This window comes from Streptomyces sp. CA2R106 (genome assembly GCF_037034245.1).
Lineage (GTDB): Bacteria > Actinomycetota > Actinomycetes > Streptomycetales > Streptomycetaceae > Actinacidiphila.
This window is the reverse complement of the sequence record NZ_JBAGKC010000041.1, coordinates 14,000-30,219: the sequence shown is the minus strand read 5'-3', so window position 1 is coordinate 30,219 and position 16,220 is coordinate 14,000. Positions and strand designations below refer to the sequence as shown.

The 16,220-nt window shown below is 69.3% G+C and carries 8 protein-coding genes and 1 tRNA gene; 5 read left to right on the top strand and 4 right to left on the bottom strand.

From position 1 onward, the window contains the following. The first annotated feature begins 4 nt into the window (after positions 1-4). The 4 genes from WA788_RS33010 (at position 5) to WA788_RS32995 (ending at position 9,448) form a co-directional block, all read left to right on the top strand. Positions 5-3,202: a type I restriction endonuclease subunit R gene (locus WA788_RS33010; protein WP_335983872.1), complete on the top strand. Its 3,198-nt coding sequence runs from the start codon at positions 5-7 to the stop codon at positions 3,200-3,202. A gap of 338 nt (positions 3,203-3,540) precedes the next feature. Continuing rightward, entirely contained in the window at positions 3,541-5,154 is a 1,614-nt protein-coding gene (locus WA788_RS33005) for a serine/threonine-protein kinase (protein WP_335983870.1), read from the top strand. Between the two features lie 307 nt (positions 5,155-5,461). Further along, positions 5,462-7,153 carry a DUF6119 family protein gene (locus WA788_RS33000; RefSeq protein ID WP_335983868.1) on the top strand — a complete coding sequence of 564 codons (1,692 nt, stop codon included), beginning with the start codon at positions 5,462-5,464 and terminating at the stop codon, positions 7,151-7,153. Positions 7,154-7,321: 168 nt separating this feature from the next. Further along, positions 7,322-9,448, top strand: coding sequence for a nuclease-related domain-containing DEAD/DEAH box helicase (locus WA788_RS32995; protein ID WP_335983866.1), 2,127 nt, complete (start codon positions 7,322-7,324; stop codon positions 9,446-9,448). 1,328 nt (positions 9,449-10,776) lie between these two features. Here the strand turns inward: WA788_RS32995 and WA788_RS32990 are convergent. The 3 genes from WA788_RS32990 to WA788_RS32975 form a co-directional block, all read right to left on the bottom strand. Beyond that, positions 10,777-10,905, bottom strand: coding sequence for a hypothetical protein (locus tag WA788_RS32990; RefSeq protein ID WP_335983864.1), 129 nt, complete (start codon positions 10,903-10,905; stop codon positions 10,777-10,779). An 834-nt stretch (positions 10,906-11,739) separates the two neighbouring features. Continuing rightward, positions 11,740-11,813: transfer RNA gene (locus WA788_RS32980), tRNA-Pro, on the bottom strand. 107 nt (positions 11,814-11,920) lie between these two features. Further along, a complete protein-coding gene (locus WA788_RS32975; protein ID WP_335983862.1) occupies positions 11,921-12,844 on the bottom strand; it encodes a metallophosphoesterase in 924 nt (307 codons plus the stop codon). 154 nt (positions 12,845-12,998) lie between these two features. Between WA788_RS32975 and WA788_RS32970 the strand changes: the two genes are divergently transcribed. After that, positions 12,999-13,460, top strand: a complete 462-nt coding sequence (locus tag WA788_RS32970; protein ID WP_335983860.1) for a GatB/YqeY domain-containing protein — start codon at positions 12,999-13,001, stop codon at positions 13,458-13,460. Positions 13,461-13,628: 168 nt separating this feature from the next. Here WA788_RS32970 and WA788_RS32965 read toward each other — a convergent pair whose 3' ends face one another. Next, a complete protein-coding gene (locus WA788_RS32965) occupies positions 13,629-15,992 on the bottom strand; it encodes a transglycosylase domain-containing protein (RefSeq protein ID WP_335983857.1) in 2,364 nt (787 codons plus the stop codon). Between the last annotated feature and the right edge of the window lie 228 nt (positions 15,993-16,220).

The window sequence follows — 16,220 nt, the reverse complement described above, 5'->3', positions numbered from 1 at the left end:
ACGCATGCCAATCCACCACGAGTCCGTTTTCGGCGACGCCATCGTCGCCTCGCTCCTCGCCTCCGGCTGGAAGCTCGGCAGCTCTGCCGACTACCAGCGGGACCTCGGGCTGGACACCCGCCAGCTCTTTGAGTTCATCGGCGCCACCCAGGCAGACGAGTGGAACGACCTGCTCGCCCTCTACGGTGGCGACCCCAACGCCGCTCAGGCCGGGTTCGCCAAGCGCGTCGACAAGGCGATAGCGGAAGACGGCGTGCTGAACGTCCTCCGGCAAGGTGTGAAGGACCATGGCGTACACATCAGGCTCGCGTTCTTCAGACCCAACCTCGTCGCCTCCGACGCCATTTTGGACGACTACCGGGCCAATCGGCTCACCGTCGTCCGGGAGCTGGAGTACGCCACCAAGCAGGCCGACAAGGGCAACCGCCTCGACCTGACCCTTTTCCTCAACGGCATCCCGCTCGCCACCGCCGAGTTGAAGAACCCCCTGACCGGGCAGGGCGTGGAGCAGGCCAAGGCGCAGTATCGCGAGGAGCGGGACCCCACCGAGCTGATCTTCACGCGCCGTGTGATCGCGAACTTCGCCGTCGACCCGGACCTCGTCTTCGTCGCCCCCGAGCTCAAGGGCAGGCCCACCCGCTTCCTGCCGTTCAACACCGGCTCCGAGGGTCCGGGCAAGCCCGGCGGTGCGGGCAACCCGGCACCCACCACACCCGGAACGTATGCGACCTCCTACCTCTGGGAACAGATCTGGCAGCCGGACACGTGGCTGGACCTGATCGAGCGGTTCGTGCACTTGAGCAAGGAGAAGGGCGCGGACGGCAGGACCCGCAAGCGGCTGATCTTCCCGCGTTACCACCAGTGGGACATCGTCACGAAGCTGGCCGCGCACGCGGCCCGGCATGGCGCGGGGCACAACTACCTCGGGATGGCCTCCGCCGGCTCCGGCAAGTCGAACACGATCGCCTGGCTGGCCCATCGCCTGTCCTCCCTGCACACGCCCACCGACCCCGCCGCGATCGACCCCGACGCGCTGGCCGCCGGGCTCAAGCTGGGCACACCCGTCTTCGACAAGGTCGTGATCATCACCGACCGCCGCAACCTGGATGCTCAACTCCGGGAGACCGTCGGCAGCTTCGAGAAGACCGCCGGCCTGGTCGTGAAGATCGACGAGAAGCACGGCGCGAAGTCGGACCAGTTGGCGAAGGCCTTGTCCCGCGAGACCGGGAAGATCATCACGGTCACGCTGCACACCTTTCCGGCCCTCATCGACTATCTGCGCCGCAACCCCACCGAGATCCATGGCCACAACTTCGCGATCATTGTGGACGAAGCGCACTCCTCGCAGTCCGGCGACGCGGCCACCGCCGTCCGCGCGGCGCTGCGCGAACTTGGCCTAGACTCGGACTCCGACGAGGCCGGGGTGACCGAAGAAGCAGCTGCGACCACCGACACGAAGCTCGTCAAGAAGGCCGTCCAGCGCAGCCAGGCCAAGAACCTGTCCTACTTCGCGTTCACGGCCACGCCCAAGGCGAAGACGCTCGAACTCTTCGGCACCCTGGACACTGTCAACGGCCAGCCGGCGTACGTGCCCTTCCACACGTACTCGATGCGTCAGGCCATCGAGGAGGGCTTCATTCTCGACCCCTTGCGCAACTACATCACGTACAACACGTACTGGAAGCTGGTGAACAACAACCCGGACGAGCGCGAGGTGGAACCGTCGAAGGCGAGCAGCCTGCTCGCCCGGTTCGCGCTCACGCACGAGTCCACGGTGTCCCAGCACGCCGAGGTGATCGTGGAGCACTTCCGGGCCCACACCGCGGGCCGGCTCGGCGGGCGGGCCAAGGCCATGGTGGTGACCGCGTCGCGGCACAGCGCCGTACAGATGGCCCGCGCGATCAAGCGGTACATCGACGACAGGGCGTACGCCGACCCCGGCGTCCTCGTCGCGTTCTCCGGCAGCCTGACGTACGACGGCGAGGAGACGACCGAGCCGAAGGAGAACGGCGGTCTGTCGGAGTCCGCGCTGCCGAAGGCGTTTGCCTACACGCGCAAGGACGACAAGGCCGTGCGCACAGGCGCGAAGGCGACGCAGCGCGAGTACCGCATTCTGGTCGTCGCCGAGAAGTACCAGACCGGCTTCGACCAGCCGCTGCTCACCACGATGTACGTGAACAAGAAGCTGGCGGGCATCAACGCCGTCCAGACCCTCTCCCGGCTGAACCGCACCGCCGACCGCAAGTCGCAGGCAGACCTGGCCGTCCTGGACTTCGTCAACGACGCCGAGGACATAAAGGCCTCGTTCGTCCCGTACTACGAGGAGGCGAACACCCTCCCCTCCGACCCCAACCTCCTCTACACGGCGCAGAGCCGGGTCATGGAGCCCGACATCCTCGTCACGGCGGAGATGCGGGACTTCGCCGAGGCGTATCTGGCGGCGGAGGAGAAGGCGGCGGGCTCGGCGGCGCGCTGGGAGAAGCTGCACGCCGAGCTGTACCGGCTCCTCGCCCCGGCCGCCACGCGTTTCATGGAATTGCTGGACCGGAAGGACGAGGCAGGCGACCCGGACGAGGAAGCGCGCGAAGCGGCGGAGGAGTTCCGCAGCAACCTCAACGACTACGTGCGCAAGTACGGGTTCCTTGCTCAGATCGTCCCCTACCGTGACGCCGATCTCGAATGCCTCTACCTCTACGGCCGCCACCTCCTCAACCGGCTGCCCCGGCGCGGGGACGGGGGCGTGGACATCGGTGACGTGGACCTCAGCCATCTGCGTGTGCAGAAGACCGGTGAGTACGACCTGGCGCTGACCGCCGAGGGCGCGACGGAACTGCCCGGGTTCGGCGACGGCTCGGCCGGGGCGAAGGAGCAGGAGAAGTCGCCGCTGTCGGAGCTGATCGAGAAGTTCAACGAGAAGTTCGGCACCGACTTCACCGAGCAGGACGTCATCACGCCGTTCACGGAGGCGGCGGCGGACCCGAAGGTCCGTGCCGCCGCCGTCAACGACGAGGAGAACTTCGGCCTGGTCTTCGACGCTGTCTTCGAGGACAAGATGGCCGACCACATCGACACCATCGCCGACATGGGGCGCCAGTACTTCAGCCACGACGACAGCTTCAAGCAGACGCTCAACCGTAGCGCCCGCCGGGCCGCGTACCAGATGATCCGCCGCGAGGAGAACATCGACGGCGACGCTGCCTGACTCGTTCCCCGTCCGGTTGACCGCCCCGGTGGATCGGGGCTGGCGACCGCGGACGTGCCACGGCTCGGGCGGGAACGACAGTGCAAGGCCGCGGCGAGCGTGTCGACGAGGAGGAGACATCGGCCTCCCGTGGACCTTTCGTGCACTGTCGTGCCTGTTGCCGCCCACCGGAGCCAACTTCGCGGGCGCAAAGAGATCCGACTTCGCACGCGACGGGCGCCCCGTCGGCCATCATGGTCCGTGCTGCGTGAAGGCTCCGCGTCGGCGGGTTCGCCCGCCACACCGGTGCCTGCGGGCGGCGGTGGGAGAGCGAGACGAGGGGACGGCGGGCGTACGGCGTGGCGCAGGTACCGAAGATCGGCGACCAGGGCCGCTACGAGCTGATCGAGGAGATCGACTCCGGCGGTATGGGGGTCGTCTGGCGCGGCTACGACACCGTCCTTGACCGTGAGATCGCGGTCAAGGTCATCCGCCCGGACGTGATCGGGTCTCCCTCGCACGCCCAGGAGTTCGCGGCCCGCTTTAAGCGCGAGGCGCGCGTGACCGCCCGGATCGGGCACCACGGGGTGCCGCAGGTGTTCGACGCCCTGCTGGACGAGGCGTCGTACGACCGCTTGTACCTGGTGATGGAGTACGTGCACGGGACGTCCCTGCGCACGGTCCTCGCGGGTGCCGGTGCGGACGGCGTCGGCACGTCGTTGCTCCCGGTCAGCTGGGCCGCGTCCATCGCCGCGCAGATGTGCACCGTTCTGTCATACGCCCACGCGATCCCCGTCGTGCACCGCGACCTGAAACCGGACAACATCCTCATCGCAGCCGACGGCACCGTCAAAGTCCTGGACTTCGGCATCGCCAAGATCCTGCGGTCGGACGTCACGCGGCTGACCGCCACTGGCAACCCGATCGGTACGACGCGCTACATGTCGCCCGAGCAGATCAACTGCGGGAAGATCACCCCGCTCAGCGACCTCTACGCCTTGGGCTGCGTGCTGCACGAACTCCTCTCCGGGCAACCCGTCTTCACCGGGGACAGCGACTTCCAGCTCATGCGTCAGCACGTGGACATGCCGCCACAGAAGTTGCGCGACCTGCGTCCCGAGGTGCCGGAGGGCTTGGAGGCGCTGACACTGGACCTGTTGGCCAAGGCGCCAGAACAGCGTCCGGCCGACGCCTACGCCGTCTACGAGCGGCTGGTCCCGCACCTCCCGCTTCCGGGGGCCGGGAGCGGCCTTTCGGCGCTCCCTGGCGCCGACGGTACGCCGTCCGGGGTGGCCGACCCGACTGTCGTCTACCGGCAGCCGAACGCGCCTCTGCGGCGTACGGCGGCCGCGTCCCCCGCCACCGAGCCGACGCCGGCCGTACCGCCCCCCGTGCCCGCCGACACGGCCCTGCGGGACGCAATCCGCGAGGCCTACGCCCGCTCCGCGGACCTCGCCGACGACGGACGGTTCACCCAGGCCGCCGACGTCCTCAAGGCGCTCATCGGGCCCGCGGCCACCGCCCTCGGCGTGCAGAACCGGCGGGTGCTCGGTCTGCGACGCCAGCGTGCGGCAGTTCTCATGGCGGGTGAGGACTACCGCCGGGCACTCCCGGAGTTCGACGCGCTGGCCGCCATCTACGCCCGCACGACGGGGCCTTCGAGTCACGAGACCCTGGAGTGCCACCGGTCCGCCGCCGGCTGCCGGGCGAACCTCGGCGAGACCGAGGCGGCGCTGCGCGAGTTCCAGGACGTACTGGAACTCGTCTCCAGCGCGGAGGGGGACGCTTCCGCGACGGCCCTCGACCTGCGCCGCAACATCGGTGTCCTGCTGTACACCGAGGGCGACCGGGACACGGCCGAAGGTGTTCTCGACGCGCTCCACGAGGACATGTGCGTGGTCCTCGGGGAGGACGACGAGGAGACCCGCGAAATCGCCGACCTCCTCCTCCGGTTGCGCCGGGCCGAGGGCTGAGCTCCCGCGCCGACGCGGCACCGACGCATGGAGGGCCGCCCGCGCCAGGCGCCGTTCGCGGTTGACCGGGTACGTGTGCCGCGGGCAGTTGCCGACTCGTATCCGAGACGTCGGCCGACGGGCCCGCGTGCCGTCGGCCACCCCGGGCCTCCGGCGTGCAACCCCTGCCGCATACCCAGCCGTCCGGTCGGCGCATGAACAACATTGCCTCCGCACTTCATGTTTGACAGTGCTTTCAATGTATGGTCTTCTGGTGATGCTTTCATCCCTCGGTCTTTGTCGGCTGATCTGCATCCAGGAGGAACCCATGGCCCCTGCCACCGCCAAGCGCACGCTGTACCGGCTCGCCGGTGTCGCACCCACCCTCGACGCCATGTTCGACGCCCTCGACCACGCCCAACTGACCGCGCTTGACGCGCAGATCCACGTTCCCGACGACCGGCTCCAGGCACCCGCGCTGCTGATCACCGCGGCCATGACGAGCGAGGAGGCGTCCTGGTGCAGGGAAGTCGCGCGGACGACGGGCTGCCGGATCGTCGAGCCGGTCCGGCGGACCGCCGCCCTGCTGCTGATCGCGGTCGACGAGGCTGTTTACGCCATCGGCTACGACCAGGGGTACCGGCTGCTGCCCGGTCGGATGAAGGACCAGCGCTTCGGTCTGACGTTCGCCATTCGGCAGGTCGACCCCTTGCAGGTCCGCGACCTCGTCTCGCAGACGCTCGGCGAGGCCAGGACCGACATCGCGATCGTGCCCGGTGGAACCCCCGTGCTCAGCCTCGGCCTGCGCGAGCACGCCCAGATCGTCCGGCGGTTGGGCGGCTACCTCGACCGGCTGGAGCTCACGCGGGCCCGAAGCGGTAACGGTGCGGTGTGCAGCGCGGACGGCGGATGCGGGCTGAGTCTCCCCCTGGGGATCGAGCCGGACGACCTCCTCGCGGACATCCGGGAGATCGCCCGTGTATGCCGTGATACCGTCCCCCAGCCCGCATTGGAGTTCGTCGAGCACATCGTGCCGGTCAAGGACGGGACCGCCCTCACCCGCCTGGAGTCGGCTCTCGACGACATCCTCGGCGCGCCCCCCGACGGCCGGCTCGCCGTGACCGTGCCTATGGAGCAGTGGGAGGACTACTCGCAGGCCCGGACCTTCCACCTGAGGATCGCCAGCGACGAGGCTGGGCGCTTCGAGGGGTTCGACCTGGACTACGTGCTCCAGCGGGCCCGCCTGCAGAGGCGCGGGCAGCGCCTGGAGGCGCTCAAGCGTGGCACCGTCACGCTCTACGGCCGCGAGCGCGCGACGCCGCAGGACCAGCTCTCCACCAGTCCGGCCCTGCGCTGGCTGGAGGCATGCGTCTCTCTCGGCGCGCGGCGGTTCTGTCTGCTGGAAGGCGACTGGTACGAGATCGGCACGGAGTACCTGGCCACGGTCCGTGGCACGGTCGAGCGGCTCTTCACCCCCTCGCCTTCGGTTGACCTGCCCGCCTGGGCGGCCGGTGTCAGCGAGCGCTCGTACAACGAGCACGTTCCCGACCAGCGTCCCGGCTACGTCTGCATGGACCGCAAGAACGTGGCGAACCCGCTGCGGCCCACCGACGGGTTCGAGGTGTGCGACCTGCTCACCCCCGACAACACGCTCGTCATGGTCAAGCACGCCCACGGCGGATCCGGGCCGCTGAGCCACCTCTTCAGCCAGGGCCTCGTCGCCGTACAGCTCCTGAAGACTTCAGCGGAAGTACGCCGCCGGTTCGCCAGCCGGGTCCTCCAGCAGAGCAACGGACGCCACACCCTGCCGGACGACTTCGTGCCGCAGCGGGTCGTGTTCGCGATCCTGCTCAAGCAGGGGACGGCGTTGACTCCCGAGACGCTCTTCCCCTTCTCCCTGATCACGCTCGCGCAGACCGCCAAGATGCTGGAGACGTTGAACGTCACTGTGGAGGTCGTCGGCATCCCCGAGGCTTCGTCCGCTTCGTATGTGCCACAGCAGTTCAACGCCGCGGCGTAGCCGACGGCGAGCTTCCCGGTTCGGTAGCTGCACACAGCCCGCGGCAACGTACCGCCGTTCGTGGTGCGCCTCTTCGGCGATCGGCCGAGCGGAACCCGAGGCTGCTGTCCGCCCCGAGCAATGGCTCGGCGGGCAGCGCGGCCTGTCGCCGCTGTCGCACACCGTCCTATGATCGTTGTTCCGTGTGAGAGGGGTGGGGCTGTGGGGGTAGGCGGATCGGCAGAACGGCGAGGGCAGGAAGCGCGGCGCAAGGAGCGGGAGTTACGGGAGCGCTGGCAGGCCGCGCGGCAGGTGGCCCGACGGTGGGAGCGGGCGAGTGAGGGGGAGCGGCAGGTCGCCGCTCAGTTGCTCACGCTGACCGGCAAGGGGGGCTGGCGGCTGCTGGTCGACCGCCGCTGGCCCGGCGCGGAAGGGGCGGGCGCGTACATGGTGCTCGTCGGCCCCGCCGGGATCTTCGTCGTCGACGTCAAGGACGGGGAAGCCGAGCCGTTCGTCGTCGACGGCAAGCTCCGTGCGGCCGGTGAGCCCCGCGACGGCGATGTTCAGCGGCTTCTGCAAGTGACGCGCACCGTCGTGGAGGCTTCGGGGGAACTCGGCATGACTCCGGTGGCCGTGCAACCGCTCGTGGTCTTCGCGGGCAAGCAGCTCGACGCGCCGCTGCTGGGGAGAGTACACCTTCTCGGAGAGCGCGAGATCGGCCCATGGCTCGTATCTCGCAGCGTCCGAATGCGCCCGGCCACGGTACGCGCTCTCGCCGACCACCTTGAGCGGACCCTCCAGGGGTACGAGAGCGCATCGGTGGACGAGGCTTCGCAGCCGACAGGCACGGCGGCGGCTTCCGATGGCGCGCCGCTGGGACTCTTCGACGTCGACGCGATGCGTGACGCCGCTCTCGACGAGGCCATGCGCGCCCCCATCGAGCAGTGGATGACGTTCCTCCACCCCGACCAGGCCGCGCTGGTCCGCCGTAACTGGGCAGTTCCCGCCCGGATCAGCGGCCCGGCCGGGACCGGTAAGACGGTGGTCGCCCTCCACCGCACGGCTTACCTGGCCCAACGCACAACCGGCCGCGTCCTGTACGTGACCTTCGCGAGCAACTTGCCCCGCGTCCAGCAGACGTTCCTCTCCTCCCTCGCCCCGCACGTCGCCGATCGCGTGGACTTCCACAGTCTGCACGCGTGGGCTCTCGACTACCTGCGGTCGCGGAGTGTGCAGGTGAACCTGAGCGCGGAAAAGGCGGAAACCGCGTTCAGCCTGGCTTGGCGACGGGTCGGCCGCGCAAGCGTCCTTGCCGATCTCGTCCCCCAGCCGCAGTACTGGCACGAGGAGATCACGTACGTCATCAAGGGCCGCGGCATCACCGCCTTCGCCGACTACGTCACCGTGCGGCGGCCCGGTCGCCGCACGACGCTCCGGCGCCACCACAAAGAGGCCGTCTGGGCGCTCTACGAAGCGTATGAGTCGAACCGTATGGAGCGCGGAGTGCACGACTTCAACGACGTGCTGTCCCTCGCGCTGGCCGAGGTGCAGGGAGGGGGCCGGCCGCCGTACGCCGCGGTGATCGCGGACGAGGTCCAGGACCTCACCCTCGTCGGGGCGAAGCTCCTGTACGCCCTGGCCGGCGAAGCATCGAACGGCCTGCTGCTGGTGGGTGACGGCCAGCAGGCCGTCTACCCAGGAGGCTTCCGGCTGTCCGACGCGGGCATTGAAGTCCGCGGCGACCGCAGTCAGGTGCTGCGCATCAACTACCGCAACCGCAAGGAGATCCTTGAGGTTGCCCTGGACGGAGTTGCAGAAGATTCCTTCGAAGACATCGACGGTGAGCGCCTGTCGGGGCGTCGCGATGTGGAATTCACCTACCAGGAAGGAGCGGTGGAGCAGGGCGTGTGGCCGACCTGGGAGGAGCACGACAAGGTGCTGCTCGAGGCTTTGAGCAGCCTCGACGCGGAACAGCAGGCGGATTCAGCCGTACTCTGCTCATCCAAGCGCTTGCTGGAGCACTACCGGCGGCTGCTCGTCGGGTCGGGTATTCCCGTCGTTTTGCTGGAACGCTACGAGGGCCGCTCGGTGCCTGGCGTGAAACTCGGGAGCTACCAGCGCTCCAAGGGACTGGAGTTCAAGCGCGTCTACCTCCCACGACACGACGCTGCGATACCCAAGGGAGAAGGGAACGCAGAGGCCGACCACGAGCGCCGTGAACTCGCCCGCCGCCAGCTCTTCGTGGCGACGACACGAGCTCGTGACTTCCTTTGGACGGGAAGTGTTACACCGACCGACAGCGCTCAGTCGGGCTGAGCCTGAACGGGGCCGTTCGTTAAGGTGCGGATGTGCGGCGGCCCCTCGTGCTCGCTCGTGGACCGTCGGGGGACGAGGCGCGTACGTACGTCCTCGGGATGTGTCCGAGCGGACGTATCCGTCCACCGTCGGGGCGATCCGAATCCGCTGTCAGCTGGTGGGGCCGGCGGAGGAGTTGCGGCAGGCCTACTGCGCGAACATCGCGGCCATGGTGTTCTGCCCGGGTGAAGTGCTATGCGGGCTGGACGAGTTGCGGCCGTCGGCTGGCGGGTGGGGGTGGCGACCGACGTAGCGGTCGACTACATCCCGAAGACCGCCGCCCGGGCCTGGCGCTGGGTCCGGAGATCGAGGACGTCGCCGGCCTACTCGCGGACGCGGGGCTGCCGGACTCCCTGATGCACGCGGCTGCCGTGACACTCGCGCGGTGGGACGGCAGCAAGGACCAGCAGCTCACCACCGCCGAGGCGCTGGAAGCGCTGCGCGAGGAGTCGGACGATCCTAGGTGAGTCGATTCGGCCTCGCTGCGATCAAGGCTGCGGCTTGGCGCGGCGCACGAACCCGTCGATCTGAGGTAGCTCAGGTCCGGCCGCACGTGGGTGGCCAGGGCGACTTGGCGCAGCGAGTCGAAGGACAGCACGCAGCCGCAGGCGCCGAGCAGGAGGATCGCGAGGCGGTCGAAGGGTGGGGACCGGGGGCGGGTCCGCTCCGGTATCGGGATGGGGCGGTCGGTCTGAGGCGGGATGGACGTGGGCATGCGGAACTCCAGGCATGGCGGTGGGCGGCGGCGGGGCGCGCGGCAGGGCAGGGCCGGGCGCGGGGACGGCCTCAGGCCGCGAGAGGTGAGGTCAGGCTCTTTCGGTACCAGCGGGCCTGGGCGGTGGCCGTTGAGGGCGGCGCAGACCAGGGCTCGTCCGCGTGCGGCGGCACGGGCGCGCTCGTCTACGGCGCCGGGTAGCGTGGCATCCAGGCCCGCGCAGGCCCGGCAGACGCCCTCGTGCGGGATCGGCCGCGCGCAGCTGGCGCACTCGTGCCAGCGGGGCTTCGGCGGCGTGGTGACCGGCTCCGGTGCCGGGGGCAGTTTGCGGATGAGGCGGTCACGCATGAAGGTCGACGCGCTGTGGACCCGCTCGGGCAGGCCGCCCCAGCAGGGCGAAGGAGAGGTCGCGCGGGCCCAGGCCGCGTTCCAATCAGGGCGTCACCAGGGGCGCGAGCGTCATGGCCTCTGCCGCGCCAAGGCGCAGGCGAGGCTCCGCTGCGGTCACGCGGTGGAGCAGCGCCGCTGCCTCGGTCACCGCCAGCGAGGAGCGTGGACAGGAACATCCCGCCGCTTACCCGGACCCGTGCTGGGTACGGTGTCGGCCGTCCTCGCGCCAGCCGTCGGGGCGGGAGAGTAGGTCGGCGAGCAGGCCGCGGGCGGTGTACGACAGCCGCCGGTCCTGCAGCAGCGTGTTGGGCATGACCGTGAAGCCGCGCGCATGGCGGCTACGATGAATCTGTATCGGGAGTTTGGGCTCCTTGCGCCGGACCCCAGAGCGTTGGCGCGCCGTCGGGGTCACCCTATTAAGTTCATTCGTGACAGAACGCACCACGTGATTCGCCCAAGATCGACTGTTCTTGGGCGATTTGGCGTCCGGCGGAACGTTTCTCCTGTGAGCGGTCGTCCTCGCCCCACCGCCCCCTGATTGCTGACCGCACGCGCCCGCGCCTTCACGAGGTCTGCCATGCCTTCATCCCCTCCCGACAACCTGCCTGCCATCTATCGGCCCGCCTAGATCGCCGCTGTCATCGGCTGTTCCGAGTGGTGGGTCAAGGGACAGGCGCGACGCCGACGGATTCCGTTCACCCGGCTCGGCGGCAGTTACCGCTTCACCGCCTACCACCTCGCGGAGATCATCCGCATCTTCGAGGAACGCCCCCCCCGCGCCGACGGACGCCAGCACTTTGCCCGCCTCCAGGGCGGCGTACCGACCGGCTCGCGCCGCGCCCGGCATGGCCGAGCCACAGCTCAACGCCCGTCCGCCGCGCGACGGCGGGCACACCCGCTCCCGCCTCATGGACGCGCTCACTGAGCAGTGGGGGGAGGCGATCGTAGCCCGGCGCCAGATAGCCCGGGCTCCTCGGTCGGGGCGCTCGACGCGCTCCTGAGATCGGGAGAAAGACCAGGCCAGAAGGGAGAAGAAGAGAGCCCCCGACCAAGATCTTCTCCCAATATTCTCCCAAGACCCCCTCGGAACGCCGTGATGGGCGGTCTTCCTGATCGGAAGACCGCCCATCACCTGCGTGTTCGCCAGTCGGGGTGGCGGGATTTGAACCCACGGCCTCTTCGTCCCGAACGAAGCGCGCTACCAAGCTGCGCCACACCCCGGTGCAACGAGGATTACTCTAGCGGACCCGGAGCCGGAGGCGAAATCCGGTTTCGGGGGCGGGCCGCAGGCGGGCCGGGGGTGGACCGGGAGTGGGCCGGGGGAGTGGTCAGGTGAGGGTGAGGAGCGTGGCCTCGGGGGGGCACGCGAACCGCACCGGGGTGTAGCGGTTGGTGCCGCAGCCCGCGGACACGTGGAGGTGGGACGTGAAGCCGGTGGCCGTGTGGGTGGAGAGGCCCTTGACGCGGTCGGTGTCGATGTCGCAGTTCGTGACCAGCGCGCCGTAGAAGGGGATGCAGAGCTGGCCCCCGTGGGTGTGGCCGGCCAGGATCAGGGGATAGCGGTCGGACGTGAAGGCGTCGAGGACCCGCAGGTAGGGGGCGTGGACGAGGGCCAGGCTGAAGTCGGCGTCGGGATCGGGGCCGCCCGCCACGTCCGCGTACCGGTCCCGCTTGATGTGCGGGTCGTCCAGCCCGGTGAGGCCGAGCACGGCCCCGTCGTCGAGCTTGAGCCGCCCGCGGGTGTTGCTCAGGCCGACCCAGCCGGCCGCGTCGAAGGCGTCCCGCAGCTCCCCCCAGGGGTTGCGGATCACGCCGTGGGCGCCGGAGCTCTTGCCGTTGAGCCCGTGCTGGCCGCGGGCCTTCTCGACGAGGTAGCGGCCCGGGTTGCGGAACTTGGGGCCGTAGTAGTCGTTCGAGCCGAAGACGTACGCACCCGGGAAGCGGAGCAGCGGGCCGAGGGCGTCGAGCACCTCGGGGACGGCGGTGGGGTCGGAGAGGTTGTCGCCGGTGTTCACCACCAGGTCGGGGCGCAGCCCGGCCAGCGACTGGAGCCAGCGGCGCTTCTTGCGCTGCCCGGAGACCATGTGGATGTCGGAGAGCTGGAGGATGCGGATCGGCCGCATGCCCTCGGGCAGGACCCGAACCTCCACCCGGCGCAGGCGGAAGGACCGCGCCTCGAAACCGGCCGCATAGGCCACGCAGGCCGCGCCTGCCGCCGTCACACCCAGGGGGATTCCGTATCGCGCGCGCATGCGTCCATCGTGTCAGAGTCCACACCCCGTGTGGACGCTGGTACGGCCCCGGAACAGGGGCAAATGCGACGGTAGGAAGGTGCGACTGTACGATCCCCCCGGGGTCGCCGGTTAATCCGGCGCGCCCGCCGCGCGGCGGTGCGAAAATCGGGGCATGACCACGACCCTCAAGCAGCGCCTGCACGACGACCTGACCGCCGCGATGAAGAGCCGCGACGAGCTGCGTTCCGCCACGATCCGGCTGACCCTCAGCGCCATCACGAAGGAGGAGGTGGCCGGTGCCACCGCCCGGCAGCTCTCCGACGACGAGGTGCTGAAGGTGATCGCCCGCGAGGCGAAGAAGCGCCGTGAGGCCGCGGAGGCGTTCGCGCAGGGCGGCCGTGCGGAGTCCGCGCAGCGGGAGAAGGAGGAGGGCGAGGTGCTGGCCGAGTACTTGCCCAAGCAGCTCGACGACGAGGCCCTCGCGGCCGTCGTACGGTCGGCGATCGAGGAGTCCGGCGCTTCCGGGCCCAAGGCGATGGGCGCCGTGATGAAGCTTGTGAACCCCAAGGTCGCCGGCCTCGCCGAGGGCGGCCGGGTGGCGGCCGAGGTCAAGCGCCAGCTCGCCGCGGGCTGACCCCGGCAGGTCCGCCTCGCCGGGAGGTCCGTTGCGCGAGCACCGGACAAACGAAGCCGGATATACGTAAGGCCGGACATCCGTGAAGCCGGACATACGTAAGGGGCGCCCATCCAAGAGGGCGCCCCTTACGTATACGGCTGTTCCCTTACGGGTGTACCCCTGGCGTTACGGGAAGCCGGTGCCGCCGCCGGAGGGTTGGAGGATGACGCCGCCCGAGCCGTCGGTGGTGCCGCCGGTGGTCGTGGTGGTGCCCCCGGTGGTGCCTCCGGTGGTGGTCGTACCGCCGTCGGTGGTGCCGCCCGTGGTCCCGCCGGCGGTACTGGTGCCGCCGTCGGTGATCGCCCCGGTCGTCGCACCCATCACCGTGAAGCCGCCGTGGCCGCCGCCGTGTTTGCCCTTGCCCTTGCCGTTGTCGGTGCCGCTGTTCCCGTTGGTGTCGCCGGTGTTGTCGCCGTTGGCCGACTTGTCGGACGAGCTGGGGTCGGGCACGTCGAGCTTCACGGTGGTGAAGTTCTCCACCGGGGTGCCCTCCAGGGCGCCGGTCATCGCGTCCTTCCAGATCGGCGCGGGTCCGTCGGCGCCCTGGACCTTGTCGTAGTAGCGCGGGCCGATGGTGACGTCGATCATCTGCTGCTTGTGCGACGGGTCGCCCATCCACACGGCCGAGGCCAGGTTCGGGGTGTAGCCGGCGAACCAGGCGGCGTACCGGTTGTCGGTGGTACCGGTCTTACCGGCGGTCTCCCGGCCGGTGAGGTTGGCCGCGGTACCCGTACCGTCGTCGACGACGCCCTTGAGCATGGTGTTCAGGGTGTCCGCGGTGTCCTGCGACATCGCCTGCGAGCACAGCGACTTCGGCACCGTGAGGTGCTTGCCCTGGGCGTTGGTCACCGAGTTGATGACGATCGGCGTGCAGTAGACACCGCGGTTGGCGAAGGCGGCGTACGCGGCGGCCACCGACAGCGGCGACACCTCGTTGGTGCCCAGGGTGAGCGACGCGCCCTGCACCAGCGGCTTGCCGTCGGCCCGGCCGAGCCCGAGCTTGCCGGCCATCTTCACGATCGGGCACAGGCCGACGTCGGCCTCGAGCGCCACGAAGTAGGTGTTGATCGACTGCTTCAGCGCGTCGGGCATCGAGTACGGCCCGACCTCCGACGTCATCTCGTTCTGCGTCGTCTTGTCGCTGTGCAGGACCGACCCGCTGCACGTGGTCACGTCGGGGTACTGGATCTTGTTCGGCGACGGGTAGGTCTGCGACGGCTTGTACCCCGCCTCCAGGGCGGCCGCCGCGGTGATCGGCTTGAACGTCGAACCGTTCTGGAAGCCGAGGCCGCCGTCCATGTCCTCGTCGACCGAGTAGTTTATCTGCGTCTCGTTCTTGCCGACGCCGTACTGCTTGCTCTGGCCCATCGCGACGACCTTGCCGGTGCCGGGCTGCACCATGGTCATCGCCGCGGCGACCGCGTCGCTCTTGTAGACGTGGTTGCTGATCCCGGAGATCAGCGACTTCTGCGCCTTCGGGTCGAGCGTGGTGTGGATGGTCAGGCCGCCGGTGTTCCAGACCTTCGCCCGTGCCTCCTTCGTCTTGCCGAAGGCGGCGTTCTGCAGGAAGGTCTCGCGGACGTAGTCGCAGAAGAAGCCGGCGCCGTTGACCGCGGTGATGCAGCCGTTCTTCGGGGTGCTGGTCTTCAGGCCCAGCGGGGCCTTCTCCGCGGCCGCGGCCTGCGCCGGGGTGATGTCCTTCAGCTGCGCCATCCGCGCCAGCACCGTGTTGCGGCGCTCGGTCGCGGCGTTCGGCGAGGTGATCGGGTCGTACCCGGTCGGGGACTGCACCAGCCCGGCCAGCATCGCGGCCTGCGGGAGGGTGAGGTCCTTGGCGTGGGTGCTGAAGTACCGCTCCGAGGCGGCCTCGATGCCGTACGCCTGCTCACCGAAGAAGGTGATGTTGAGGTAGTTCTCCAGGATCTTCTTCTTGCCGAGTTCCTTCTCGACCTGGATCGCGTACTTCATCTCCTTGATCTTGCGGCCCACGGTCTGCTGCGTGGCCTGGGCGACCTTGCTCTGGTCGTCGCCGGCCTCCTCCACGAACACGTTCTTCACGTACTGCTGGGTGAGCGTGGAGGCGCCCTGGGTGCCGCTGTCGGAGGCGTTGTGGCTCAGCGCGCGCAGGATGCCCTTGAGGTCGATCGCGCCGTGCTCGTAGAACCGCGAGTCCTCGATGTCGACCAGCGCGTTGAGGATGTTGGGGCTCATCTGCGTGATCGGCACCACGGTGCGGTCGCGCGAGTAGACGGTGGCGATGAGGCCGCCGTCGGCGTCGAGGATCTTGGACGCCTGGCTCAGCGGCGGTTGCTTCAACTCGCCGGGCAGGTCGTCGAAGCCCTTGACGGTGCCCTTCGCGGACAGCCCCAGGGCACCGGCGGCGGGCAACGCGATTCCCGCGAGCACCACCCCGGCCAACACGCTGACACCGAGGAATTTCGCGACCTGCTGGGCCGTCGACACTCCCCCACCGGAACGCTTGTGAGCCATGCAGAGCAGCCTAAACCCCGATCCTGAGTGTTCCCGAGGCCTTGGTGGCTTTCCGGGCGGACGCGTACGAGACCGTGACATTGCGATGCCGTGACCTTCGTGACGGAATCGGGTCACGGACGGCCGCCGCAGGTGATCGCGGGCGGCGGGGCGCGCGCCGGCTCACGGTGGGCCGGACTCTCCGGTTGTGCGCCGGCGTATGACGGGGCGGGCGCCGCACGGGACCCC

Excerpts from the sequence above, each read along its gene's own strand:
- WA788_RS33010 (WP_335983872.1), top strand. The coding sequence starts at position 5 with ATGCCAATCCACCACGAGTCCGTTTTCGGCGACGCCATCGTCGCCTCG.
- WA788_RS33000 (WP_335983868.1), top strand. The coding sequence starts at position 5,462 with ATGGCCCCTGCCACCGCCAAGCGCACGCTGTACCGGCTCGCCGGTGTC.
- WA788_RS32995 (WP_335983866.1), top strand. The coding sequence starts at position 7,322 with ATGATCGTTGTTCCGTGTGAGAGGGGTGGGGCTGTGGGGGTAGGCGGA.
- WA788_RS32990 (WP_335983864.1), bottom strand. The coding sequence starts at position 10,905 with ATGCCCAACACGCTGCTGCAGGACCGGCGGCTGTCGTACACCGCCCGC.
- WA788_RS32975 (WP_335983862.1), bottom strand. The coding sequence starts at position 12,844 with ATGCGCGCGCGATACGGAATCCCCCTGGGTGTGACGGCGGCAGGCGCG.
- WA788_RS32970 (WP_335983860.1), top strand. The coding sequence starts at position 12,999 with ATGACCACGACCCTCAAGCAGCGCCTGCACGACGACCTGACCGCCGCG.
- WA788_RS32965 (WP_335983857.1), bottom strand. The coding sequence starts at position 15,992 with ATGGCTCACAAGCGTTCCGGTGGGGGAGTGTCGACGGCCCAGCAGGTC.